This window comes from Aquamicrobium terrae, from assembly GCF_052978165.1.
The window spans coordinates 1178512-1201450 of sequence record NZ_JBRKLZ010000001.1; the positions used below are offsets into that span (position 1 = coordinate 1178512).

Sequence of the window (22939 nt, forward strand, 5' to 3'; positions counted from 1 at the left end):
GCCTTCACGATGGGGACAGCATGACCTCCAGCATTGCCGAACTGATCGCCGAACGCATCGACACGATGCCCGCCGGCGAACGCCGGGCCGCCCAGACGCTGGTCGCCAGCTATCCGCTCATCGGCCTGAAGACGGTGGCCGATTTCTCGCAGCAGGCCGGCGTCTCCTCTCCCACGATCCTGCGTTTCGTGGCCCGGCTCGGCTTCCACAACTATGCGGAGTTCCAGGCGACGCTTCAGGACGAGCTGGCCGCCCAGCTCCAGTCGCCCGCCTCGCGCACCTATGCCCCGAGCAGCCGCGGCAAGGGCGCGGTATCGCCCATGCTGGAGGCGACGCTCGACAATCTGCGCGAGACCTTCCGCCACATCACCGACCGGCAACTGGAGGAAATCGCCGCCTGCATGGCGGCGCGGCGCGGCCACATGTTCCTGATCGGCGGCCGCTTCACCGATCCTCTGGCCCGCTACATGGCCGCCCATCTGGCCATCATCCGGCCGAACGTGTTCCATCTGGCCGGCCAGGAAAGCATGTGGCGCGACCGCCTCATCGACATGGGCAAGCATGACGTGGTGCTGATCTTCGACATCAGGCGCTATCAGGACAGCCTCCTGCGCTTCGCGGAGAAGGCGCATCAGCGCGGCGTGGCCATCGTGCTCATCACCGACCAGTGGCTGTCGCCCATCGCCCGCTTCGCCAGGCACGTCATGGCCGGCCGTACCGCCATGCCCTCGGCGTGGGACTCCTCCGCCGCGCTTTTCGTCATCGCCGAATCGCTGATCGATGCCGCCACCCGCCGCCTCGAGGCCGAAGGCGCGCGGCGCATCCGCGAAATGGAAGGGCTGCGCTGACGCCGGTCCCCGGACCGCCGGGCCGCTTCGGAGACGAAACCAGGCGCACACCACAAACGCGCCGGAAAGCGGCCGCTACAACCTTACGCAGATTTAATGTGCTTTGGCGGCGGAGAATTGTCATAAAGGCTCAGTACCGGGCATTTCATGCGTTTCGTGGTACCCTGCGTCAAAGGCTCCGAGGCTGGAGCGCGACGCGCAGCTTGGCAGACGACCGGAGTGCTGATGACAGCCTGGAAGCAGATCCTGTTCGCGATAGCGATTCTCGCCGTGGCCGCGGTTGCGGGCTACATGTTCGTGCCCGGATCGGCCGCCACCCTGGCCCGCCTCGGCATCGGTCCCGGGGAAGGCCCGGCCACCGCCACCGGCTCGATCAGCGGCGGCTCCGGCCAGCAAGAGGGAGGCGGCCGCAGCGTCTCGGTGATAACCGTTCCGGCCTCCATGGCGACCATCAACGACCGCCTCAGCGCCATCGGCACCGGCCGCGCCAAGGCGACCGTGGCGGTGACGCCCTACGGCTCGGGCCGGCTGACCGAACTGCTGGTCGAGTCCGGCGCCAGGGTGGAGAACGGGCAGGTCATCGCGAAGCTTGATTCGGCCACCGAGGAGATCGCCGTCGAGCGCGCCAGGGCCACCCGCGAGGATGCGGCCGCCCGAGTCGAGCGCATCCGCCAGCTTCGCTCCTCCAATGCCGCCACCCAGGTCCAGCTCACCGATGCCGAGCTTGCCCTGCGCAACGCCGAGCTGTCCCTGCACGATGCCGAGGTCGCGCTGGAGCGCCGCTCGGTCACTTCCCCCATTTCCGGCATCGTCGGCATCCTGCCCATCGAGGCCGGCAACTACGTCACCAGCCAGACCTCGATCGCCACCATCGACGACCGCTCCTCGATCCTCGTCGATTTCCACGTGCCGGAGCGCTTCGTGGCCATGATCGAGATCGGCGCGCCGATCCGGGCGACGCCGCTGGCCAATCCCAACCGGGAATATGCCGGCACCGTCAGCGCCATCGACAACCGCATCGACGAGAAGAGCCGCACCCTGTGGGTGCAGGCCGCCATCGCCAACCCTTCCGATTCGCTGCGCGCCGGCATGTCCTTCCAGATCGTCATGCAGTTCCCTGGCGAATCCTATCCGGCAGTCAGCCCGCTTGCCGTGCAATGGGGCACGGACGGCGCCTTCATCTGGACCGTGGAGGGCGGCAAGGCCAAGCGCATCCCGGTGCGCATCGTCCAGCGCAACACCGAGAACGTGCTGATCGACGCCCCGATCAACGCCGGCACGGTCGTGGTCACCGAAGGCGTGCAGAGCGTGCGCGAAGGCGGCGGCGTCCGCATTGCCGGCGACGCGGCAAGGGCGCTGGGCGCGGACGGCTGAGCAATTCCAGCAAAACCGCGCGGCGGTTTGCACCCGGAATTGCGTCAAAACCAGGAGTTGGAGCGTCTCGCGATTCGGCGAAAAGCGGAGACGCTCCGGAATGACGAGAGCACGGCATGAACGATGAGATCAAGAATGGCGAAGCCGGCCTGACGGCGTTGTTCATCCGCCGTCCCGTGCTGGCCTTCGTGCTCAACACGCTGATCGCCGTGGCCGGCATCGCCGCCTTCTACGGGGTCGAGGTACGCGAATTGCCCGACGTCGACCGCGCGGTGATTTCGGTCAACACCGACTTCACGGGTGCGGCCGCCGAAACCGTCGACCGCGAGATGACCGACGTCATCGAAAGCGCGGTGGCGCGCGTCTCGGGCGTGAAGTCGATCTCGTCGCGCTCCTCCTTCGGCTCCAGCCGCATCACCATCGAGTTCAACGACGGCGTCGACCTCAATGTCGCGGCCTCCGACGTGCGCGACGCCGTGGCCCGCGTCACCAACCAGTTGCCGGACGAGGCGGACGCGCCGCGCATCGTCAAGGCCGACGCCAATGCCGAAGCCGTCATGCGGCTCGCCGTCACCTCGGACAACATGTCGGTCGAGGACATGACCGTCATCGTCGAGGACCAGATCGAGGACGCGCTGGCCGCCGTGCCGGGCGTGGCCGACGTGCAGATTTATGGCGACCGCGAGAAGATCTTCCGCATCGACGTCAACCAGGCACGCCTCGCCAGCCTCGGCTTCACCGTGGCGGACCTGCGCCAGGCCCTGGGCTCCGTCGCCTTCGACACGCCGGCCGGCTCCATCACCACCTCCGACCAGAATCTGATCGTGCGCACCACCGCCGAGGTCAACACGCCGGAAGCCTTCGAGCAGCTCTATATCGACGGCAGCACCCGCATCGGCGACGTGGCGACGGTCACGCTCGGCCCCGACATCGGGCAGAGCATGCTGCGCTCGGACGGCAAGGCGGGCATCGGCATCGGCATCGTGCGCGCCGCCGAATCCAACACGCTCGACATTTCCGAGGGCGTGAGGGCCGCGGTCGGCACCATCCAGCAGAACCTGCCCGGGGGCATGACCATCAAGGTCACCTCGGACGACGCGGTGTTCGTCAACGGCGCCGTGCACGAGGTCGAGATCGCGCTGGTGCTGGCGGTGTCGATCGTGCTGATCGTCATCTACGCCTTCCTGCTCGACTGGCGCGCCACGCTCATCCCCGGCCTGTCCATGCCCGTGGCCATGATCGGAACCATCGCGGCGATCTACCTGGCCGGCTTCTCCATCAACATCCTCACCCTGCTTGCGCTGGTGCTCGCCACCGGCCTTGTCGTCGACGACGCCATCGTGGTGCTGGAAAACATCGTGCGCCGCCGCAACCAGGGGCTCGGCCCCCGCGCGGCCGCCGTGCTCGGCACCCAGGAGGTGTTCTTCGCCGTCGTGGCCACCACCGCCACGCTGGTCGCCGTCTTCGTGCCGATCTCCTTCATGCCGGGCCAGACCGGTGGCCTGTTCCGCGAATTCGGCTTCGTGCTGGCGATTTCGGTGCTGCTTTCCTGCGTGGTGGCGCTGACGCTGTGCCCCATGCTCGCCTCGCGCATGCTCACCTCCGCCGCGCTCCACCATGAAGGGGGCACCGGCATCGGCGGCCGCATCGGCTCCAGGCTCGGCGCGCTCTACAAGCGCTGCCTCGCCGCCTGCCTCAACGCCCCGTGGCTGGTGGTTCTGGTGGCCGTCCTGTTCGCCGGCCTGGCTGTCATCCTGTTCGGCACGATCCGGCAGGAACTGACCCCGACCGAGGACCGCTCGGCCGTCCTGCTGCGTGTCAGCGCCCCGCAGGGGGTGAGCCTCGACTACACGGCCGCGCAGATGCGCACCATCGAGGACCTGATCGAGCCGATGCGCCGCACCGGCGAGATCGAAAGCACCTTCCAGTTCGCCGGCAACAACGGCAACTACAACAGCGGCTTCATGGTCGTCACCCTGGCGCCGTGGGAAAACCGGACCCGCAGCCAGCAGGAGATCTGGTCGGAGATCAACGGCCTTACCCGCCAGATGCCGGCCGTGCGCGTGTTTCCCGTGCAGCCGAACAGCCTCGGCATCCGCGGCGCCGGCAACGGCCTGCAATTCGCGCTGGTGGGCAACGACCGCACGGCGCTGAGCCAGGCCGCCGACCGCATCATCGCCACCATGGAACAGGACCCGCGCTTCGAGCAGCCGCGCCTGTCCATCGACCCTTCGCAGCCGCAGCTTTCCGTCGCCATCGATCGCGAGCGCGCCTCCGACCTCGGCATCGACATCACCGGCCTTGCCACCACGCTGCAAGCCATGCTCGACGGCAACGACATCGGCGACGTCTATGTCGGCGACCGCGCCTTCGGCGTGAAACTGGTGTCGACCACCAACCCGATCAACGATCCGACCGATCTGGAGAACATCTTCCTCAAGACCGGCGACGGCCGCTTCGTGCCGATGTCGACCATCGCCACCCTGACCGAGAGGTCGGTGCCGCCCACCCTGACGCGCGAGCAACGGCAGGCCTCGGTGGCCATCACCACCGACCTGCGCGCCGACTTCGCCCTCGGCGACGCGCTTGGCGAGGCGCGCCGCATCGCCGAGCCGCTGATGCCATCGGGCGCGCGCCTGCTGCCGCTGGCCGAAGCCGCCACGCTGGGCGAGACCAATACCGGCATGATCACCGTGTTCGGCTTCGCGCTGGTCATCATCCTTCTGGTGCTGGCCGCCCAGTTCGAAAGCTTCGTCTCGGCCATCATCATCATGGCGACGGTGCCGCTGGGTCTCGCCTGCGCCATCTTCGCGCTGATCCTCACCGGCACCAGCCTCAACGCCTACAGCCAGATCGGGCTGGTGCTGCTGGTGGGCGTGATGGCCAAGAACGGCATCCTCATCGTGGAATTCGCCAACCAGCTCCGCGACCGCGGTCTGGACGTACGGCAAGCCATCGAGGAGGCGGCCAATGTGCGCCTGCGCCCAGTGATGATGACCATGATCTGCACCGTGCTCGGCGGCCTGCCGCTGGTGCTGGCCAGCGGCGCCGGTGCCGAGGCGCGCATCGCGCTCGGCTGGGTCATCGTCGGCGGCCTCGGCCTCGCCACCGTCTCCACCCTGTTCCTCACGCCGGTCGCCTATCTGCTGCTCGGCCGCTTCGTAACGCCCAAGGTGCAGGAGCAGAACCGCCTGCGCAGAGAGCTGGAAGAAGCCGCCTACACCAATGTCGAGCCGGCCGAATAGGTCGTTCTCGCACCGCGCGGCACCATTGCGCGGATGACAGGGCCGGCACGGCCCTGTATTGCTCCTGCCCGGGCGACAACCGATTCCGGGATCAGGAGAAGGCACCCGCATGGAACCGATCACACTCGACCAGCTTCTGGCCAGCGTCGGCAAGGAAGTCGGCGTCTCGCCATGGCGGGCGGTCACCCAGACGATGATCGACCAGTTCGCCGACGCGACCGACGATCACCAGTTCATCCATTGCGATCCCGAACGCGCGGCGCGCGAAACCCCCTTCGGCGGCACCATCGCCCACGGCTTCCTGCTTCTGTCCCTCCTCTCGGCCATGACCTTCGAGACCCTGCCGCCGCTGGACAAGGGCAAGATGGGGGTCAATCACGGCTTCGACGAGATCCGCTTCATGGCGCCGGTCAGGACCGGCTCGCTGATCCGCGCCCGCTTCGTGCTGGCCGACGTCAAGGCCCGCCCCTCCGGCTGGGTGCAGGTCACCCATGACGTGACGGTGGAGATCGAGGGCTCGAAGAAGCCGGCGCTCACCGCGCGCTGGCTGACGCTGACCTTCGTCGAGCCCGAAGCCTGACGCCGCGGCACGGGCTTGCCCCCGCTCGCATGAGGGATATATTCAAACCCGTGGAGGATACCCGCAAAGGCAAGAGCGTGTCGTCGGCCGTGCAGCAGCGCCGCGAGCGACACAAGGAGACGCTGCGATCCGACCTGATCGCCGCCGCGCGCCAGCTCGTGCAGGAAGAGGGCTATGAGGGCCTGACCATCCGCAAGCTGGCCAAGCGGGTCGGCTATGCGCCGATGTCGGTCTATTCCTATTTCGCCGACAAGCAGGATATCCTGCTGGCGCTGGCGCAGGACCGGTTCGAAATCCTGGCGCGCCGGATCGAGGAGAACACCGCCGACGATCCGCTGGAGGCGCTGCGGGCGGTGATGGCCGAATATGCGGCCTTCGGCCTCGGCAATCCCAACGAATACCGCACCGTCTTCATGACCGAGAAGACCCGCCCGCCGGCCGGCATGACCTTCGAGGAACTGGACGCCAACAATCCTGCCATGCAGGCGCTGCTCGGCCGCGTCGAAGCCTGCATAGCCGCGGGCCACCTCAAGGGCGACCCCTTCGCCATCGCCACCATGTTGTGGAGCGTGGGCCATGGCACCATCTCGCTGCTCATCACCTTCCCCTTCCACGCCTTCGGCGACCGCGAAGCCTATGTGAAGCGCATGTGCGACCTTGCGCTCAAGGGCCTGAGCGGACAGGACGTGCCGCCACTCAGCGACAATCCCGGCAGATCCTGCCGGCCGAACGGGACGTAGGAAAGGCCGTCTTCACGCGCGGCTCTCTCACCCTGCCCGCGAGCCGGGAGGCGTCACGGCAGGTTCCCGGCTCCGATATTACCTCCCCATAGGGGGGCAGTATTCAGGTTTGACTGGTGGATTTGAAGCGCTCGTCATCCCGGCCAAGGGAACGTCAGCGACCGCCAGCCGGGATCCATGCCGGTCGGGTGACGGTTGGCCGCTGTGCAGGCAAGGTCACGGAGTGGATCCCGGAGAGCCCGCCTTCGCTTCGCTCATGCAGACTTCCGGGATTGTTTGATCGATATCGGGTAGGTTGAGCAGCGAGGCTGCGGGCCTGCAAACCCGCAGCCTCGGCGGCAGGCGACCGGTTCCGGGATCGGGCCGACACCCGACGTCATCAAGGTCTCTGCCGCCTTTGCACCCCCGCTTGGAGAGTTGATCGGGCCTCTGGCCCACCACCACGCCCGCAAACAATCCGAAGCCTGCAAAGGATAGCACCGTCATGACCTTCCTGCACCATGCGCCCGTCCGCTGCCTCGGTGTCGATGTCGCCAGGGACCGGCTGGCCGTCGATGACGGCATCACGGCTGCGACTGTCGCCAACAGCCGCGCAGCCATCCGCTCGCTGCTCAGGACCAGCCGCCCCGATCTCGTCGTGTGCGAACCGACGGGCGGCTACGAGTTGCTGCTCCTGGAAGAGTGCCTGAGGGCCGGCATCGCCTGCCACCGCGCCGACACGCTCAGGCTCAAGGCCTTCATCCGCTCCTTCGGAACGCTGGGCAAAAGCGACGCCATCGACGCCGCGCAGATGGCCGCCTATGGACGCGAGCGCTGGACGAAGCTGCCCTTGTGGCAGGCGCCCGACGCCGACGAGACGCAGATGCAGGCCCTCGTGCGCCGAAGGGCCGACCTGGTCGCATTCAAGGTTGCCGAGCAGAACCGGTCACGGGCACCCGGTGCCAGGGCGATGGCCGCCTCGTTTCGGGCCATGCTCGCAACAATCACCCGGCAGATCGCGGCGCTCGAGCGGGCGATCGCCGCGCTGGTGGCGCAAAACGCGGGCCTGCGCCACCGCGTCGCCATCTGCACCGGCATGAACGGCATCGGCACGGTCAGCGCCGTGACGATCCTCGCCCTGATGCCCGAGCTCGGCCATCTCCAGCGCCGACAGGCCGCAGCGCTGGCCGGCACCGCCCCGCACCCCAACGAGAGCGGCACAGCAAGGGGCCGGCGACGCCAGCGCGGCGGCAGACCGCAGGTCAGGACCGCACTCTTCATGCCGGCCTTGCGCGCCGCTGCCGGACAAGGCGAGTTCGCCGCCTTCTACGCGCCCCTCATCGCCAACGGAAAACCACCGATCCTCGCAATCGCAGCGACCATGCGAAAGATCATCATAACCCTCAACGCAAGGCTCAGAGACAATCAAAACCATCAGAGTTGATGACGATGGAGTATTTGCCGGAGCAATTTAGGTCCGGAAAAACGCTCCCATCTCCCGCCTTCGCGAAGGAAGGACACGTCGACCCCCTCCTTCCCCCTTTGCGGGAGAGAGAGATGGCGGCGGGGCGACACAGTTCGGTCGGTGTGAGGAAATCCGGCCCCCTTAATTCGTACATGTACGAATTTCACTTGAAGTCGCCTCCGGTATAATGTACATGTACGCCATAAAATACACGTACGATGATCGGAGAAAGATCATGAAGACCGCCATAGTTGCCTTGTCCGCCCTGCTCGCCCTGTCGGGCGTCAGCATGGCTGCTTCCCAGCCGGCATCGACCACTCCCGCGACGGTCTGCGTCGCGGTCGACCCGGCGTCCGGCAAGAAAGTGAAGATCGATTGCGCGTCGACAGGTTCGATCGACAAGACCGACTCGCAACACAAGACTGCTCGCCCGCGTCTCGGCATCGACGTCAGCCCGTGGGTTCCGGGCCTCTGATTCGCTGTTGACGACCGGATGAATCCAGACGGCGGGCGGCTTTCGGCCGCCCGTTTTGATTCACCAGCCCGTCCCGGAAGATATGCGGTCAGCGACCCGGCTTGCGGCCCGGCACCGTCTTGGACTGTCCGGGCTTCTTCGGTCCGCCGGGAATGGCCGATGACGTCACCGAAACCGGATCGCTGGCCGGGAACGTATCTTCCAGGCCCTCCTCCAGTTCTTCCATGGCGTCATGGGCCTTTCGCTCCTTTTCGAGCGACTTGACCGCCGCTGTCTTGCCGCGTGCTGCGCTTGCCGGTTTTGCGTTGCTTGCCATTCCAGTTTCTCCCCGGGGGCGCCCATTAAAGGGGCTTCAGGAGAAACCCGCTTCCCCCGCCTCGGGTTCCCTCAGGCGGCCGCGTCGCGAGCGCCTTCCGCCAGCAGGCCGAAGACGTAGTCGGAGAAGGAGCGCCAGCATTCCACCCGGAATTCCTGCTCCCCCACCCGGTGGAGCAGGATTTCAGCCTTGCCGAGCACCGTGCGCGAGCAGGCGCCCACGGCGAACGCCGCCAGTGCCAGGTCCTGCGGGCATCCCGCTTCTATCGCGGTTTCCGCCGCCGGCCCGCTCACCGCGAAGGCGACGTTGCGGTGCGAAACGTCGACCGCCGAATGCAGGCCCTTGGCCTTGCCACAATCGGCCAGCGCATCGCCGCCCTTCTCGTCGATGACGAACCATTCGTCGGGACCAAGCCACAGCACCGTGCGGCCCGCCTTGCCGGCGGACGTCTTGCCGGCGGACGTCTTGGGCTTTTGTGGCAGGGTGACGCCCAGCGCCCGCGACAGCGAACCGACGGCTTCCTCCGGGGCGCGCAGCGACACGCGGTTCGCCGGCGGCAGCACCGTCACCTTCACCCCGCTGGCCAGAACTTCCTGCCCGGCCAGAGCCGGACGCCGCTCTGCCGCCGCGCCCGCCTGCACAGTCTTTGCTGCCGCCTTAGCCATTGAGGCGCTCCCCCTTCTCGTCGAAGAACACCATGCCGGTGACCTCCACCTCGATGGTGCGGTCCGGCATGGGCACGTAAAGCGTTTCGCCCAGGCGCTTGCGCCCGCCCTCGACCAGCGCCAGCGCGATGGAATGGCCGCAATTTTCCGACCAGTAGCTGGAGGTGACGTGGCCGATCATCTTCATCGGCACCGGCTGCTTCGGGTCGGCGACGACCTGCGCGCCCTCCTCCAGCACCACATTGGGATCGCGGGTCCTGAGCCCGACGAGTTGCCTGCGCCCCTCGGCCAGCAGATCGGGCCGCTTCAGCCCGCGTATGCCGACGAAATCGGCCTTCTTCTTGCCCACCGCCCAGTCGAGGCCGGCATCGTTGGGTGTCACCGTGCCATCCGTGTCCTGTCCGACGATGATGTAGCCCTTCTCGGCGCGCAGCACATGCATGGTCTCGGTGCCGTAGGCACAGGCGTCGTGCTTCTGCCCTTCCGCCCACAGCGCCTCCCACACCGCTTCGCCATAGTCGGCGGGCACGTTGACCTCGAAGCCGCGCTCGCCGGAGAACGACATGCGGAACAGCCGCGTCGGCACGCCGCAGATCCTGCCCTCGCGCACCGACATATGCGGCATGGCCTCGTCGGAAAGGTCGATGCCCTCGACCAGCGGCGCGATGATGTCGCGGCTTTTCGGACCCTGCACGGCGATCACCGCCCATTGCTCGGAGATCGAGGTCAGCCACACCTTCAGATGCGGGAACTCGGTCTGGAGATAGTCTTCCATGTGGTTCATGACGCGCGCCGCACCGCCGGTCGTCGTCGTCACATGGAAGCGATCCTCGGCCAGGCGCCCGACCACACCGTCGTCATAGATGAAGCCGTCCTCGCGCAGCATCACGCCATAGCGGCAGCGGCCGACTTCCAGCTTCTGCCACGGATTGGTGTACATCAGTTCCATGAAGGCCGCCGCATCCGGCCCCACCACCTCGATCTTGCCGAGGGTGGAGGCATCGAACAGGCCGGCACTCTTGCGCACTGTCACGCATTCGCGGTTGACGGCGGCATGCATGTCCTCGCCGGCGCGCGGGAAGTACCAGGCACGCTTCCACTGGCCGACATCCTCGAACACCGCGCCGTGACGCTCGGCCCAGCCATGCATGGCGGTGCGCCGCGTCGGCTCGAACAGCCTGCCCCGCGCATGGCCGACGATGGTGCCGAAGGTCACCGGCGTGTACGGCGCGCGGAACGTCGTCAGACCCACTTGAGGAATGGCTTTGCTGAGTTCTTCCGCGGCAATGGCAAGGCCATGCATGTTGGAGGTCTTGCCCTGATCGGTCGCCATGCCGTTGGTGGTGAAGCGCTTGACATGCTCGATGGAATGCATGCCCTCGTGTACCGCCTGGCGGATGTCCTTGGCCGTCACGTCGTTCTGGAAGTCCACGAAGGCCTTGACCGTGGTGCCGGCTTCCGCGCCCGGCCCCGCACCCAGCATGCCGCGCGACCAGTTCTCGCTGGACTCCACCTTCGGCTTGGCAACCTTGGCCGCCTTGCCGCCGGCCTCCTTCGCCGCCTTCGCGCCGGCCGCATAGGCCTCGTCGATGGTGGCGGCCAGGCCGTCCGTGCCGTTGCAGGCGCCGGCCGAGATGCAGTCCTGCGCATAGGTGCCGGGCAGGAAGCGCTTCACCTCGTCGTTGAAGGCAACCTTGCCGCGCGACTGCGAGAACAGGTGGACCGAAGGCGTCCAGCCGGCCGACATCAAAAGCGCATCGACCGGAATGGTGCGCTCGCCGTCACCTCCGGTCCTCGGCTTCACGGTCATGGAGTTGATGCGCAGCCGCCCGCCGACCCTGACCACGCCGCGCCCGCCATGGATCTCGATGCCGAGCGTGCGGGCCTCGTCGACCATCGGGCCGGACGGATTATCGCGCAAATCGACGATCGCGGCGACATTGATGCCGGCCTTCTTCAGGTCGATCGCCGCCGCATAGGCGCTGTCATTGGCGGTGTAGACGCCGACATTTTTGCCCACCGCCACGCCGTAGTGGTTGAGGTAGGTGCGCGCCGCCGAAGCAAGCATGATGCCCGGCCGGTCGTTGTCGGGGAACACCATATGCCGCTCGATGGAGCCGGTGGCGAGCACGACGCGCTTCGCCCGCACCTGCCACAGCCGCTCGCGCGGCAGGCCGCTTTCCGGATTGGACAGATGGTCGCTCACCCGCTCGGCGAGGCCGATGAAATTCTGGAGGTAGTAGCCGAAAGCCGTGGTGCGGGTCAGCACCCGCACATTGTCCATCGCTGCAAGCCTGGCAGCCGCCGCCTGCGCCCAGTCCCAGCCGCCCTGCCCGTCGACAACCGCGCCCGATTCGAAGCGCAGGGAGCCGCCGAGTTCGGCCTGCTCGTCGCAGATGACGACGCGCACGCCGGTCTCGGCCGCCGCAAGCGCCGCGGCAAGGCCCGCGGCCCCGCCGCCCAGCACCAGCACCTCGCAATGGGCGAAGCGCGCCGCGTAATGGTCCGGGTCCGGCTGGTCCGGCGCCACGCCGAGGCCGGCGGCGGCGCGGATGCGCGGTTCGTAGAAGGATTTCCATGCCGTCTTCGGCCACATGAAGGTCTTGTAGTAGAAGCCGGCCGAAAACAGCGGCGAGGCAAGATCGTTGACCGCGCCCATGTCCAGGGCGAGCGACGGCCAGCGGTTCTGCGACACCGCCGTCAGCCCGTCATAAAGCTCCTGCACCGTGGCGCGCACATTGGGCGTCTTGCGCGAGGCATCGCGGTGGATGCCGACCAGCGCATTGGGTTCCTCCGCGCCGGCCGACAGGATGCCGCGCGGCCGGTGATACTTGAACGAGCGGCCGACCAGATGAACGCCGTTGGCCAGCAGCGCCGAAGCCAGCGTGTCGCCGACCACGCCGCTGTAGTTCTTGCCGTCGAAGGTGAAGCGCGCGGTCCTCGCCTGCGCGAGACGACCCTTGCCGGGAAGGCGGAAGAATTCGGCCATGGTCAATGCGTCCCCTCGGACAGATGGCGGCACGGTGCGAAGCTCCTCACTTGGCCGCTCCCGGCAGCTTCTTCAGCTTCGGCTCGCCCGCCTTGTAGGTCATGATGAAACGGTCGCTCACCGAATCGCGCACCGCGTTGAAGAAGCGCGCGCAGCCATGCATATGGCGCCAGCGCTCGTAGACGGTGCCGCGCGTGTTGGAGCGGATGAAGAAATAGGCCTCGAACGCCTCGTCGCTGATCGAGGCGATGTCGGCCGGGCGCGCTATATGCGCCTCGCCGGCATGCCGGAACTCGATCTCCGGGCGTTCTTCCTCGCAATAGGGGCAGCGGATAAGGAGCATGGTCTTCTTTCTTCAAATCCGGTTTTTCGCGGCGGCCGTCGCGGGATCGCCGGTATTGGGAACGCCGGCCGGTTCGATAAGGAGGATATGCGTTTCCTCCTCGGCCACCGGACAATGCTCGACGCCCTTGGGAACGACGTAGAGCTCACCCGGCCCGAGCGTGACGTCGCCATCCCTGAGGCGAATGCGCAGCCGGCCTTTCAGGACGAGAAAGAAATCGTCGGTATCGGGGTGGGAATGCCAGTTGAACTCGCCCAGAACCTTCACGACCATGACGTCGTGGCCGTTGAAGTCGGCAACGATCTTGGGCGACCACCGCTCAGAGAACAGCGAAAGCTTTTCGGCGAGATTGACTGTCTGACTGGTCATTCCACGCCCCTCAGTGCGCCACGGCGGCGGCCGCCGCCTCGTCGATCAGCCGGCCGGTGCGGAACCGCTCCAGCGTGAACGGGGCGTTGATCGGGTGCGGCTCGTCGCGGGCGATGGTGTGCGCAAAGACATGCGCCGAGCCCGGCGTCGCCTTGAAGCCGCCGGTGCCCCAGCCGCAATTGACGTAGAGCCCCTTGACCGGCGTCTTGGCGAGGATCGGCGAGCGGTCGGGCGTCACGTCAACGATGCCGCCCCAGGAGCGCAGCATCTTCATGCGGGTGAACACCGGGAACATCTCGCAGATGGCGTCCAGCGTATGTTCGAGGATATGCAGGCCTCCGGCCTGCGAATAGGAGGTGTACTGGTCGGTGCCGGCGCCGATCACCAGTTCGCCCTTGTCCGACTGCGAGATGTAGGCGTGCACCGTGTTGGACATGATCACGCAGGGCACCACCGGCTTGACCGGCTCCGACACCAGCGCCTGCAAGGGATAGCTTTCCAGCGGCATGCGCACATCGGCCATGTTCATCACCACCGACGTGTTGCCGGCCGCCACCACGCCGATCTTCTTGGCACCGATGAAGCCGCGCGCGGTCTCCACGCCGGTAACGGCGCCGTTCGGCCCGCGCCGGATGCCGGTGACCTCGCAATTCTGGATGATGTGGACGCCGCGCGCGGAAGCGCCGCGCGCATAGCCCCACGCCACCGCATCGTGGCGCGCGGTGCCGCCACGCCTTTGCAGCGATGCGCCCATCACCGGATAGCGCGCATCGCGCGAGATGTTGAGCGGCGGACAATACTCCTTCGCCTGCTCGGGCGTCAGCCACTCATTGTCGATGCCGTTCAGCCGGTTGGCATGGACATGGCGCTTCAGCACCTGCACGTCATGGACGTTGTGGGCCAGCATCATCACGCCGCGCGCCGAATACATGACGTTGTAGTTGAGGTCCTGCGACAGCCCGTCCCAAAGCTTCAGCGCGTGGTCGTAGATGCCGGCCGATTCGTCATAGAGGTAGTTGGAGCGGATGATGGTGGTGTTGCGGCCGGTGTTGCCGCCGCCGAGCCAGCCCTTCTCCAGCACCGCCACATTGGTGATGCCGTGTTCCTTGGCGAGGTAATAGGCGGTGCCGAGCCCATGGCCGCCGGCACCGACGATGACGACATCGTACTCGGCCTTCGGCTCCGGCGACGTCCACTGCGCCTCCCATCCCTTGTGACCGCGCATGGCTTCCCGCGCGATGGCGAACACCGAGTATTTCTTCACTTTTCCACGCCTCGCGATGAGCAGCGACATCCCCAATGCCGATGCCATCACTATCACTACCCAAACCGCCCTGCCACCCCATGCGCTGTTTGCGACGACAGGTGCCGCTTTGCGCGAGCCGGAAAGGCCACGACGCGAGGGGCAGGTATCGGGTGGCTCCGGCACTGGCGATTTGGCACCTCTCCCGTCGAAGCCGGATTTGGCCGGCATCCACGCAGGAAAGGGAAAACCATGTTCTCGCTCGTCAACAAGGTCGCCATCGTCACCGGAGCCAGTTCCGGCATCGGCCGCGCCGCGGCCAGGCTGTTCGCCGAACAGGGCGCGGCCGTCGTCATCGGAGCGCGACGCAAACCGGAACTCGACGCCCTCGCAAGCGATATCGGGCAACGCGGCGGCCAGGCCGTCGCCCTTGCCGGGGACGTCAATGACGAAGCCTATGCCAGGGCGCTGGTGGAGATGGCGTGCGACAGCTTCGGCGGCCTCGACATCGCCTTCAACAATGCCGGCACCACAGGCTGCATGGGCCCCATTCCGGACATGACGCAAGCCGCATGGCGCGAGACGCTCGACACCAATCTCACCAGCGCCTTCTTCGCCGCCAAACACCAGATACCGGCGATGCTCGACCGCGGCGGCGGCTCGCTCATCTTCACCGCCAGCTTCGTCGGCGTCACCGCCGGCATGCCGGGCATGGCCGCCTATGCCGCAGCCAAGGCCGGGCTCGTGGGCCTGACCAAGGCGCTGGCGGCCGAATACGGGCCCGGCGGCCTGCGGGTCAACGCCCTGCTCCCCGGCGGCACCGATACCCCCATGGCCACCGCCTCGACCGAAGAGGAATGGGCCTTCATACGCGGGCTGCATGCCTTGAAACGCGTCGCACGGCCGGATGAGATCGCCCGCTCCGCGCTCTTCCTCGCCTCGGAAGCGTCGAGCTTCACCACCGGCACGGCTTTGCTGGCCGATGGCGGCGTCTCCATCAACCGCACCTGAGACCCGGCCTCATCCCACCTGTGGGTATCGCGCCGCCCCAGCTTCGCAAGCCGGGCGGCGTAGTGCTAAAGGCTTTCATCATTCGTCTACGCAATCCCGAGCGCAAAACCGCAGCGCACTTTTGCTGGAATTGCTCTAAGGAGCTGCAATGAGAGTCGACATTGACATGGGAACGGCCTCCCCCGGGAAGCCGGCCATGATCGATCTTGAGGAACTGCTGGCCACCCGACTGCTCGTGCAGGGCAATTCGGGCTCGGGCAAGTCGCATCTTCTGCGCCGCCTGCTGGAGCAGAGCGCACCCTGGGTGCAGCAATGCATCATCGATCCGGAAGGCGATTTCGTCACCCTGGCCGACAAGTTCGGCCATGTCGTCGTCGACGCCCAGCGCACCGAGGCAGAGCTGACCCGCATCGCCGGGCGCATCCGCCAGCATCGCGTCTCCGCCGTTCTCAATCTGGAAGGGCTGGACGTCGACCAGCAGATGCGCGCCGCGGCTGCCTTCCTCGGCGGCATGTTCGATGCCGAGCGCGAGCACTGGTATCCGGTTCTGGTGGTGGTCGACGAAGCCCAGCTCTTTGCACCCGCCGCAGCCGGCGAGGTCTCCGACGAGGCGCGCCGCCTCTCGCTCGCCGCCATGACCAATCTCATGTGCCGGGGCCGCAAGCGCGGTCTGGCCGGCGTCATCGCCACCCAGCGGCTGGCCAAGCTCGCCAAGAACGTCGCGGCGGAAGCCTCCAACTTCCTCATGGGCCGCACCTTCCTCGACATCGACATGGCCCGCGCCGCCGATCTCCTTGGCATGGAGAAGCGCCAGGCCGAGATGTTCCGCGACCTTGGGCGCGGCTGCTTCGTGGCGCTGGGGCCGGCCATGTCGCGCCGCCCGCTGCCGATCACCATCGGCAATGTCGAGACCTCGGCGCGCTCGGTCAGCCCCAGGCTGATGCCCCTGCCGGAAACGCCGCAGGACGCCCGCGACCTCGTCTTCACGCCGGGCCCGGAAGAAGCCCGCATGCCGGTGCGCAAGCCGGCTCCCCAGCCCATCCCCACCGCCGACCTGATGGCCCAGCTCGCCCGCCCGCAACCGGCGCCCATGCCGCTGCCGGTCGAGCCGATGTTCCCCGAAATCGACGAGGCCGAGCGCGAAGCCGGGATCGATGCGGTGCTGAGGGAGATTCTGGAAGACCCCGACGCCGGCTTCCGCACCGACGCCGTTCTCTACCAGGATTTCCTGGTGCGATGCCGCATCCGCCGCGTGGCCGGCGAGCCGCTGCAGCTCGCCGCCTTCCGCCGCCGGCTGGCCGTCGCCCGCGCCGGCGTCGACCGCAAGACGGCAGGCGGCGAGGCATGGCCCCTCGCCCTCCAGCTTTCCGAAAACCTGCCCGACGATGTGCAGGGCGTGTTCCTGATGGTGGCGCAGGCGGCCGTCACCGGCGCCCCCTGCCCGCCCGACGCCACGCTGGCGCGCGCCTATGGCACCCATTCGGCACGCCGCGCCCGCCGCCTGCTGACCTATTTCGAGGAACGCGACCTCGTCGTGGTCCGCACCGATTTCCACAACAACCGGGTCGTGGCCTTCCCCGATCTCGGCTGCGAGACGGCACCGGGCGATCCGAACGCGCCCGACGAGGCCGCACCTTCGGCTGACGCCGCCGAATAGAGGCGCAAACACCCGCAAAGCCACGGCAGATCGCCATTTCTTGTATGGACAAGGAACCCCCGTTCTGCTACTAGCCGCCGCAAATTCGTGGCGGAGTCCGTCACGGAGGCTGGCGGCTATGGCCGTTCGCTTGATGGATTCTAACCCGAGAGACAGGAACGCCCGTGCAGGTACTCGTCCGCGACAACAATGTTGATCAGGCGCTTCGCGCCCTCAAGAAGAAGATGCAGCGCGAAGGTATCTTCCGTGAAATGAAGATGCGCGGTCACTACGAGAAGCCGTCCGAGAAGAAGGCCCGCGAGAAGGCGGAAGCTGTGCGCCGCGCGCGCAAGCTGGCCCGCAAGCGCGCCCAGCGCGAAGGCCTCCTCCCCGGCGCCGCGCGTCCGGCCCCGGCAGCCCGCGCCGCGCGCTGATCCGGTCTGTTTTTCGCCCTTTTCGAGGGTTATCGAGGTGGCGCGATTCCGGTCGCGGCCACCTTTTGTATTTGAGCGGGTTTTTTGGCCGGGACACGACGCAAGCGGCGGGCTAGGGTCAGCAGGACAAAGCGAGGACAAGACAGCGATGGGAGCATTGAGCGAACGGCGCGCCGCCCGTTACGGATTTTCCACGGCCGCCATTCTTTTGGGCGGGTTGGTGCTGGCGTCCTGTCAGTCCGGTCCCGCCGTGGACCTGGCCAATGTCGATGTCGCGCAGGCTTCCACCGAGAACATTTCCTCGCTGACGCAGGTGGTGAGCGCCAATCCGCAGGATCCCGAGGCCTATAATGTGCGGGGCTCCGCCTATGGCCGCGGCGGCCGCTACCAGCAGGCGCTCAAGGATTTCGACACCGCCATCTCGCTCAACCCGAATTTCTATCAGGCCTACGCCAACCGCGCCCTGATCTACCGCTTCATGGGCGATCAGAACAAGGCGATGGCCGACTACAACCGCTCGCTTCAGATCAATCCGAGCTACGATGCCGCCTATATCGGCCGCGGCAATGTCTACCGGCAGGCCGGCCGCACGCAGGAAGCCTTCAACGACTTCCAGAAGGCGATCCAACTCGACACCACGGATGCGCGCGCCTACCACAATCGCGGCCTGATCTATCAGGGCCAGGGCCAGCATGCCTATGCGATCGAGGACTTCTCGACCGCCATCTCGCTGGCGCCCGATGCCTCCGAGCCCTACAACGGCCGCGGCCTCTCCTATCTGGCCATGAAGCAGGAGGACAACGCCTTCGCCGACTTCAACATGGCCATCAAGCTCGATGCCAAGAACGCCGAGGCCTGGACCAACCAGGCGCTGATTTACGAGCAGCGCGGCGAAAAGGCGAAGGCGGCCAAGTCCTACCGCGAGGCGGTGCGCCTCAAGCCGACCTATCAGCCGGCCAAGGACGGTCTCTCCCGCACCCAGTAGGCGACTTCCTTCGCCTCACCATGCGTAAACCGGGCCGCAGCCGATCGACACGGCTGCGCCATGATCGCGCCACGGTTCGACGCAACGTATGAAGCTCCCAAGCGTTGACCGGCATGGCGATTGCGCCACTGACCGATCAGGATTCCAGGAGTTCTCCCATGATCAAGAAACTTGTCGCCGCTGCCGCCCTCGGCCTCTTGTCCCTGACGGCCGCCGCCAATGCGACCGGCCAGTTCGAGCTTGGCGTGCTCGATTGCAAGATCGATGGCGGCACCGGTTACCTCATCACCTCCAACAAGGGACTGGCCTGCACCTTCAAGCCGTCCGACGGTCGCGCGGCGGAATATTACAGCGGCATCATCTCCAAGCTGGGGGTGGACCTCGGCAAGACCCATCAGGGCAGCCTCACCTGGGCCGTCTTGGCCGCCACCCGCGACTATGACAGCGGCAAGCTGGCCGGCAATTATTTCGGCGTCAACGCCGAGGCCAGCGTCATCACCGGCGGCGGCGCCAACCTGTTGCTCGGCGGCTTCCAGCGTTCCTATGCGTTGCAGCCGCTCAGCGCCCAGGCGCAGACCGGCCTCAACCTCGCCGTCGCGGTGCAGTCGCTCGAGCTGGTGCATTCGCTGAAGTAAGTCCGGCAAACAGCCAGAGCTGGAAAAGGGTGGACCCGGCTCCGCCCTTTTTTCTTACACTTCGGCCGCCTTCAGCCGGTCGGCGACCAGCGCCGCCAGCCGGGCGGCCACCTCGTCCTTGGTCAGTTCCGGCCATTCCTCGGCGCCCGTCTTCGAGACGATTCGCACCCGGTTGCGGTCGCCGCCCATCACCCCGCCCGGACCGATGCCGCTGTCATGCGACACGTCGTTGGCGACGATCAGGTCCGCGCCCTTCCTGTCCAGCTTGGCCCGGGCATTCTTCAGCACTTCCTGCGTCTCTGCCGCGAAGCCGACGACAAGGAAAGGCCGCCGCGCATGATGGCCGATGCCGGCAAGAATATCCGGGTTTTCCACCATCTGCAGGGCCGGCGGTCCCTTGCCCGCCACCTTCTTGATCTTCTCGCCGGCGGCATAGGCGGTGCGCCAGTCGGCCACGGCGGCGACGAAGATGGCGGCATCCGCCGGCAGCAGGCTTTCCACCACATCGCGCATCTGCCGCGCGCTTTCGACATGGGTGGTGGCGACACCGGCAGGATTGGGGATCGTCACCGGGCCGGAAACAAGCTGCACGTCGGCCCCCAGTCGGGCAAGGGCCGCGGCAATGGCATGGCCCTGCTTGCCGGATGAGCGGTTGGCGATATAGCGCACCGGGTCGATCGGCTCATGGGTGGGGCCGGACGTGACGATGATGCGCCGGCCCGCGAGCGGCCTGGCGGCCGGGCTTAGCAAGCCTTCGATTGCGGCGACGATCTCCAACGGTTCGGCCATGCGCCCCTCGCCCGCCTCGCCGCTTTCGGCCATCTCGCCCCGCATCGGCCCGACGAAGGCGACGCCATCCTTCGCCAGCGTCTCACGGTTGCGGCGCGTGGCCGGATGCGCCCACATCCTGGGGTTCATGGCAGGCGCAATGAGCACGGGCTTGTCCGTTGCCAGAAGCACCGCCGAGGCCAGATCGTTGGCAAGGCCGTTGGCCAGCTTGGCCATGAGGTCGGCGGTGGCCGGCGCCACCACGACGAGGTCGGCCTCGCGCGCCAGGCGGATGTGGCCGACATCCTGCTCGTCCTGCCGGTCGAACAGGTCAGTGAACACATGGTCGGCGGCCAGCGCGCCCACCGCCAGCGGCGTGATGAACTGCTGCGCCGCCTGCGTCATCACCGGGCGCACGGCGGCACCCCGCTCACGCAGGCGCCGGATGAGGTCGAGCGTCTTGTAGGCGGCGATACCGCCGCCGATGATGAGCAGGATGCGCTTGCCGGAAAGGGTCATGCCGGGGGAACGCCCCAGGGATTGATGACGTGGATACCGCAGCCCTCGAAATCGACGACATAGCGCGTGGCAACGGCAAAGTTGTGGGACGCCGCAATAGCGGCGATCTGGCCATCCAGTTCCTTCACCGGCTTGCCTGCCTTACGCCGTCGCGCGGATAACCTGGCATAGGGAAGGGCATCCTGATCTCCAAAGGCAAGGATCGGGGTTTTCATCCGTTCCATGAGGAAAATGTGGAGTGCCTCCGCCAAGGCCTCCTTGCGTCTTCCATCCGGCAAAAGTGCAAGCCCGTACAACAACTCCGCCTTGGTTATGGACGTGATGTAAATGTTTTCTATAGGCTGGCGCCGCAACCATGCGGCCACCTTGGCATCCACAGATGGCTTCATTGCCTCGGATACGACATTGGTATCGATGACGATCATTCCCAATCCTTGAAAGGGGGATCGCGCTCTGCAAAGCCGCGGGCCGGGACTTCCAGTTCAAAGCCACCATGTGGCTCGACCAGATCACGGATCGCGTCATACAGATTATCGAACTGGGCGAGTTGTTCGGTTCGCCGAGCCTCACGACGCAGAATGGCGCGCACCTCTTCCTCAAGCGACACGCCGTGCCGGGCCGCCTTCAATCTGAGCTGCTGCTTCGTCTCTTCATCTACATTTCGAACCGTGAGCGTCGCCATGGAAGCCTCCCGTCACGCCGCAAATGTAGGCACTGCTAGCAATGCAGTCAATCCAGCCGCTCAGACGAGTTCCCACGCTATATAGAGCAGCGTCAGCGCAATCACCCAAAGCGCCAGCCGGCCGGAGCGGGTATGGCGGGCCTCGGCCTTGCCGATGGCGTGCGCGGTCGCCTCGTCGAAGCGCAGCCCGTGCTCGGCCATGTGGTCGAGTTCGCGCGACAGGCGCTCGGTGCGCTGCGCCATCTCGGGCATGTGCCGCGCCAGCGCCGACAGCGCATGCAGCCCCTCGCGCGCGTCGGCCAGCATGCCGCGCGGGCCGAGATTGTCGCGGATCCAGCCGCCGACCACCGGTTCCGACGTCTTCCACATGTTGAAGGCCGGATCGAGCGTGCGCGCCACGCCCTCCACCACCACCATGGTCTTTTGCAGCAGGATCAGTTCCGGCCGCGTCTGCATGTCGAACAGTTCGGTCACCTCGAACAAAAGGGTGAGCAGCTTGGCCATGGAGATGGTCTCGGCCGGCTGGCCGTGGATCGGCTCGCCGATGGCGCGGATCGCCTGCGCGAAGGCGGCAACATCGTGCTTCGCCGGCACGTAGCCGGCCTCGAAATGCACCTCCGCCACCCGCAGATAGTCGCGGGTGATGAAGCCGTAGAGGATTTCGGCGAGGAAGCGGCGCTCCTTCTTGCCGAGCCGCCCGGCGATGCCGAGGTCGACGGCGACGATGGTGCCGTCCGCCTCCACGAACAGATTGCCCGGATGCATGTCGGCATGGAAGAAGCCGTCGCGCAGCGTATGGCGCAGGAAGGACTGGATCAGGTTGGCGGCGATCGCCTTGAGATCGTGGCCGGAGGCGGCGAGCGCGGCGACATCGTTCATCTTGATGCCGTCGACCCACTCCATGGTCAGCACATCGCGGCCCGTGCGCTCCCAGTCCACCGCCGGAACGCGGAAACCGGGATCTTCCCCGGTGTTCTCGCCAAGTTCGGAAAGGGCGGCGCCTTCCAGCCGCAAATCCATCTCGATGCGCGTGGTCTGGGCCAGCGTCTCGGTCACCTCGACCGGCCGCAGCCGGCGGCTGGAGGGGATGTAGCGTTCCTGCAGGCGTGCGGCGAGGAAGTAGCTTTCAAGGTCCTGCAGGAAGCGGCGGCGCACGCCGGGGCGGATGACCTTGACCGCCACCTTGCGGCGGCCTTCGGGATAGTCCACTTCGGCCGGATGCACCTGGGCGATGGAAGCCGCCGCCACCGCATCGCCGAAACCGTGGTAAAGCTCCCCGACCGACCGCCCCAGCGACGCCTCGACCGCAGCCTCGGCCTCGGCCTTGGGGAAGGTCTGCATCTTGTCCTGCAACAGGGCAAGGTCGAGGGCGATGTCGTTGCCGACGACATCGGGGCGCGTGGCCAGGAACTGGCCGAGCTTGACATAGGAGGGCCCGAGCCGCGCCACCGCATGCGCCAGCCGGTCGGTGCGCCCCTGCCGCAGCGCGCGGCGGCGCGTGAACATGGTGGCCACCTGCCAGCCGAACTTCGGCAGACCCGAAAGCTGGTCGCCCGGAAAGGCTGCGACCACGCCCTCGCGCACCAGCACCCAGCCGGCCCTGACGAGCCGGAACGCCGCCCCTGCACTGCTCATGAG

22 protein-coding genes are annotated in these 22939 nt (G+C 66.7%); 12 read left to right on the forward strand and 10 right to left on the reverse strand.

Going from position 1 to position 22939, the window contains the following annotated elements; all coding sequences use genetic code 11:
* Nucleotides 1–20 precede the first annotated feature (20 nt).
* From ACVCNR_RS05850 to ACVCNR_RS05880, 7 genes are all read left to right on the forward strand, one after another.
* Nucleotides 21–848: a MurR/RpiR family transcriptional regulator gene (locus tag ACVCNR_RS05850; RefSeq protein WP_447074085.1), complete on the forward strand. Its 828-nt coding sequence runs from the start codon at nucleotides 21–23 to the stop codon at nucleotides 846–848.
* 225 nt (nucleotides 849–1073) lie between these two features.
* Complete coding sequence (locus tag ACVCNR_RS05855) at nucleotides 1074–2222, forward strand: efflux RND transporter periplasmic adaptor subunit (protein ID WP_447074086.1); 1149 nt, start codon at nucleotides 1074–1076, stop codon at nucleotides 2220–2222.
* Nucleotides 2223–2338: 116 nt separating this feature from the next.
* Entirely contained in the window at nucleotides 2339–5467 is a 3129-nt protein-coding gene (locus ACVCNR_RS05860; RefSeq protein WP_447074087.1) for an efflux RND transporter permease subunit, read from the forward strand.
* A gap of 109 nt (nucleotides 5468–5576) precedes the next feature.
* Nucleotides 5577–6047: a MaoC family dehydratase gene (locus tag ACVCNR_RS05865; protein ID WP_447074088.1), complete on the forward strand. Its 471-nt coding sequence runs from the start codon at nucleotides 5577–5579 to the stop codon at nucleotides 6045–6047.
* Between the two features lie 50 nt (nucleotides 6048–6097).
* On the forward strand, nucleotides 6098–6787 hold the full coding sequence (locus ACVCNR_RS05870) for a TetR/AcrR family transcriptional regulator (RefSeq protein ID WP_447074089.1): 690 nt from the start codon (nucleotides 6098–6100) through the stop codon (nucleotides 6785–6787).
* 484 nt (nucleotides 6788–7271) lie between these two features.
* Nucleotides 7272–8210, forward strand: a complete 939-nt coding sequence (locus ACVCNR_RS05875; RefSeq protein WP_447073907.1) for a transposase — start codon at nucleotides 7272–7274, stop codon at nucleotides 8208–8210.
* Nucleotides 8211–8466: 256 nt separating this feature from the next.
* Nucleotides 8467–8706, forward strand: coding sequence for a DUF680 domain-containing protein (locus ACVCNR_RS05880; RefSeq protein ID WP_447074090.1), 240 nt, complete (start codon nucleotides 8467–8469; stop codon nucleotides 8704–8706).
* Between the two features lie 88 nt (nucleotides 8707–8794).
* Here the strand turns inward: ACVCNR_RS05880 and ACVCNR_RS05885 are convergent, their stop codons facing one another.
* From ACVCNR_RS05885 to ACVCNR_RS05910, 6 genes are all read right to left on the reverse strand, one after another.
* Nucleotides 8795–9022 (reverse strand): hypothetical protein, encoded by a 228-nt coding sequence (locus ACVCNR_RS05885; RefSeq protein ID WP_447074091.1) that lies wholly within the window; start codon nucleotides 9020–9022, stop codon nucleotides 8795–8797.
* A gap of 71 nt (nucleotides 9023–9093) precedes the next feature.
* Nucleotides 9094–9687, reverse strand: coding sequence for a sarcosine oxidase subunit gamma (locus tag ACVCNR_RS05890; RefSeq protein ID WP_447074092.1), 594 nt, complete (start codon nucleotides 9685–9687; stop codon nucleotides 9094–9096).
* Nucleotides 9680–12676 carry a sarcosine oxidase subunit alpha gene (locus ACVCNR_RS05895; protein ID WP_447074093.1) on the reverse strand — a complete coding sequence of 999 codons (2997 nt, stop codon included), beginning with the start codon at nucleotides 12674–12676 and terminating at the stop codon, nucleotides 9680–9682. The genes ACVCNR_RS05890 and ACVCNR_RS05895 overlap by 8 nt, the downstream gene beginning before the upstream one ends.
* Nucleotides 12677–12722: 46 nt before the next feature.
* Nucleotides 12723–13019 (reverse strand): sarcosine oxidase subunit delta, encoded by a 297-nt coding sequence (locus tag ACVCNR_RS05900; protein WP_447074094.1) that lies wholly within the window; start codon nucleotides 13017–13019, stop codon nucleotides 12723–12725.
* A 12-nt stretch (nucleotides 13020–13031) separates the two neighbouring features.
* Nucleotides 13032–13388 (reverse strand): cupin domain-containing protein, encoded by a 357-nt coding sequence (locus ACVCNR_RS05905; RefSeq protein ID WP_354193897.1) that lies wholly within the window; start codon nucleotides 13386–13388, stop codon nucleotides 13032–13034.
* A 10-nt stretch (nucleotides 13389–13398) separates the two neighbouring features.
* Nucleotides 13399–14652 carry a sarcosine oxidase subunit beta gene (locus ACVCNR_RS05910; RefSeq protein WP_354193896.1) on the reverse strand — a complete coding sequence of 418 codons (1254 nt, stop codon included), beginning with the start codon at nucleotides 14650–14652 and terminating at the stop codon, nucleotides 13399–13401.
* Nucleotides 14653–14883: 231 nt separating this feature from the next.
* Here ACVCNR_RS05910 and ACVCNR_RS05915 point away from each other — a divergent pair, with 231 nt between their 5' ends.
* The 5 genes from ACVCNR_RS05915 to ACVCNR_RS05935 all read left to right on the forward strand — a co-directional run bounded on the left by ACVCNR_RS05915 (nucleotide 14884) and on the right by ACVCNR_RS05935 (nucleotide 19332).
* Complete coding sequence (locus ACVCNR_RS05915) at nucleotides 14884–15642, forward strand: SDR family oxidoreductase (protein WP_447074095.1); 759 nt, start codon at nucleotides 14884–14886, stop codon at nucleotides 15640–15642.
* Nucleotides 15643–15790: 148 nt separating this feature from the next.
* On the forward strand, nucleotides 15791–17299 hold the full coding sequence (locus tag ACVCNR_RS05920) for a helicase HerA domain-containing protein (RefSeq protein WP_447074096.1): 1509 nt from the start codon (nucleotides 15791–15793) through the stop codon (nucleotides 17297–17299).
* Nucleotides 17300–17463: 164 nt separating this feature from the next.
* Nucleotides 17464–17712: a 30S ribosomal protein S21 gene (rpsU, locus tag ACVCNR_RS05925; protein ID WP_035024510.1), complete on the forward strand. Its 249-nt coding sequence runs from the start codon at nucleotides 17464–17466 to the stop codon at nucleotides 17710–17712.
* Nucleotides 17713–17860: 148 nt separating this feature from the next.
* Nucleotides 17861–18697, forward strand: coding sequence for a tetratricopeptide repeat protein (locus tag ACVCNR_RS05930; protein WP_447074097.1), 837 nt, complete (start codon nucleotides 17861–17863; stop codon nucleotides 18695–18697).
* A gap of 158 nt (nucleotides 18698–18855) precedes the next feature.
* Entirely contained in the window at nucleotides 18856–19332 is a 477-nt protein-coding gene (locus tag ACVCNR_RS05935) for a DUF992 domain-containing protein (RefSeq protein WP_354193892.1), read from the forward strand.
* A gap of 54 nt (nucleotides 19333–19386) precedes the next feature.
* Here ACVCNR_RS05935 and coaBC read toward each other — a convergent pair whose 3' ends face one another.
* From coaBC to ubiB, 4 genes are read right to left on the reverse strand one after another with little or no spacing between them, the layout of a single operon-like run.
* Nucleotides 19387–20619 (reverse strand): bifunctional phosphopantothenoylcysteine decarboxylase/phosphopantothenate--cysteine ligase CoaBC, encoded by a 1233-nt coding sequence (gene coaBC / locus ACVCNR_RS05940; RefSeq protein ID WP_447074098.1) that lies wholly within the window; start codon nucleotides 20617–20619, stop codon nucleotides 19387–19389.
* Nucleotides 20616–21044, reverse strand: a complete 429-nt coding sequence (locus tag ACVCNR_RS05945) for a type II toxin-antitoxin system VapC family toxin (RefSeq protein WP_447074099.1) — start codon at nucleotides 21042–21044, stop codon at nucleotides 20616–20618. Before ACVCNR_RS05945 ends, coaBC begins: the two co-directional genes overlap by 4 nt.
* Nucleotides 21041–21301: a FitA-like ribbon-helix-helix domain-containing protein gene (locus ACVCNR_RS05950; protein ID WP_447074100.1), complete on the reverse strand. Its 261-nt coding sequence runs from the start codon at nucleotides 21299–21301 to the stop codon at nucleotides 21041–21043. The genes ACVCNR_RS05945 and ACVCNR_RS05950 overlap by 4 nt, the downstream gene beginning before the upstream one ends.
* A gap of 60 nt (nucleotides 21302–21361) precedes the next feature.
* Nucleotides 21362–22936: a 2-polyprenylphenol 6-hydroxylase gene (gene ubiB / locus ACVCNR_RS05955; protein ID WP_447074101.1), complete on the reverse strand. Its 1575-nt coding sequence runs from the start codon at nucleotides 22934–22936 to the stop codon at nucleotides 21362–21364.
* Nucleotides 22937–22939: the final 3 nt, after the last annotated feature.